The sequence below is a fragment of the Modestobacter sp. SYSU DS0875 genome, from assembly GCF_054050915.1.
In genome coordinates, this window is the sequence record NZ_JBJHAH010000064.1 from 1 (window position 1) to 2,017 (window position 2,017).

A 2,017-nucleotide genomic window follows, 5' to 3' on the forward strand; every position below is an offset into this window, starting at 1 on the left:
CTGCCCACCGTGGTCCGCGACGCCTGGGCCGCCACCGGCTGGGAGACCGGCCGGCTCGGCTACCCGACCTCGGGCGGCACGAAGGTGACCGGCGGCACCCGGTGGACCTTCCAGGGCGGCTCGATCAGCGTGTCGACTGCAACCGGTCGTGCCGTCGTGACCGTACGGTGACCGAGCGGTGTGACCTCCCCACCAGCCGACGCCCGTTCCAGAGCGTGATCGAAGGGCCTGCCATGAGCTGTTGTTCCGTGTTCCCCGGCCTGCGCCGACCCAGTGCCTTCGTCGCCGCCGGGCTGCTGGCAGTGAGTGGCTGCTCTACCGGCAGCGGTGAGCAGGTGGCCGAGCCCGTCCCCACCGGCGCAGCCGAGGGAGTCCAGGTGAGCGAACCCCGGGACGGTGCGGTGACCGACCCCGACGCGCCGGTGGCGACCGACCCGGAGCGCCCGTCCGCGACCGACGTGGTGCTGACCTACGCCTACTGGGACGAGGCCGCCGGCGCGGTGCTGGCGGCGGGCTTCGTGAGCCCGCTGGTCGAGGACGGCGGCACGTGCACCCTGGTCCTGACCCAGGGAGCCGCGGAGGTGACGGCGACCGGCAGTGGACAGCTCGACGCCAGCACCACCAGCTGCCCCGAGCTCTCGGTGCCAGGCGGTGAACTGCGGCCGGGCACGTGGACCGCGGTGCTGGAGTACGCATCGGGCAGCGGGTCGGGGACGTCGGAGCAGCTGCCGGTGGAGGTGGCCGGATGACCGGGGGAACGCAGTCCGCCCCGCGCCGGTGGCCGGGGGGCCGGCGGGTGGGCCTCGGTCTGCTCGCGGTGGCGTGTGCGGCGGTCGGCCTCGCCGGCCTGCTGACCGGGCCCGGGTCGACCGCCGTCCCGACCGCGCTGGTCGAGGCGGCGGACACCTCCCAGTTCCGGGCCGGCAACATCATCAGCGACCAGCTCTTCTACGACGGCAACGCGATGTCGGCAGCCGACGTGCAGACGTTCCTGCAGAGCAAGAACCCGAACTGCAAGCCGTCGTCGGCCGGGGTGCCGTGCCTGAAGAACGCCACCCAGGACACCGACACCCGGCCCGCCGACTCGCGCTGCCCCGGCACCTATGTCGGCGCCCCGGCGGAGTCGGCCGCCACGATCATCGCCAAGGTCGGCAAGGCCTGCGGCATCAGCCAGCGGGTGCTGCTGGTGATCCTGCAGAAGGAGCAGGGGCTGGTCACCCTCAGCGGCGACAAGCTGACCGTGACCCGGTACGAGAAGGCGATGGGCTTCGGCTGCCCGGACACCAAGCCGTGCGACCCGAAGTACGCGCACCTGTTCAACCAGCTCTACAGCGCCGCCTGGCAGTACCGGAACTACGTGGTGGAGGCCCACCGCTACAACCACAAGGTCGGCATCGTCAACAACGTGCGGTACGACGTGGAGACCGCCTGCGGGAGCTCTCCGGTCTTCATCGAGAACCAGGCGACCGCGGGCCTGTACAACTACACCCCCTACCAGCCCAACGACGCCGCGCTCCGTGCCGGCTCGGGCACGGGTGACGGGTGCTCCGCCTACGGCAACCGGAACTTCTGGATCTACTACACCGACTGGTTCGGCTCCACCCAGGTCCCCGGCGCCGCCCAGGTCACCGGCCGGTACGCGGCTACCGGTGGTGCGACCGGTCCGCTCGGGGCGATCCGGGACGGCGTCGCCTGCGGTCTGGCCGGCGGTGGATGCCTGCAGGCGTACGCGCACGGGTCGATCTACTGGTCGCAGGCGACCGGGGCCCGGATCGTGCTCAACGGCGCCGTCCGGGACAAGTGGGGCAGCACCGGCTGGGAGGGCGGGGCCCTCGGGTACCCCGTCCAGGACGCCGCGTGCGGGCTCACCTCCGGTGGCTGCTTCCAGGCCTTCCAGCGGGGGTCGGTGTACTGGTCGCAGTCCTCGGGTGCGCACGTGGTGTCGGGTGCGGTGCGGGATCGGTGGGGTGTGTCGGGCTGGGAGTACGGCTCGTTGGGGTATCCGGTGGTGGACCAG

General features: G+C 72.1%; 3 protein-coding genes. All 3 read left to right on the plus strand.

The genetic code is table 11. The annotated features are described in order from the left end of the window. Positions 1–9: 9 nt before the first annotated feature. Positions 10–171, plus strand: coding sequence for an LGFP repeat-containing protein (locus ACI79Y_RS19620; protein ID WP_457160100.1), 162 nt, complete (start codon positions 10–12; stop codon positions 169–171). A 206-nt stretch (positions 172–377) separates the two neighbouring features. Beyond that, positions 378–749, plus strand: a complete 372-nt coding sequence (locus tag ACI79Y_RS19625) for a hypothetical protein (RefSeq protein WP_457160098.1) — start codon at positions 378–380, stop codon at positions 747–749. Beyond that, a partial coding sequence (locus tag ACI79Y_RS19630) for an LGFP repeat-containing protein (RefSeq protein ID WP_457160099.1) occupies positions 746–2,017 on the plus strand: 1,272 nt, incomplete at its 3' end. The genes ACI79Y_RS19625 and ACI79Y_RS19630, both read left to right, overlap by 4 nt.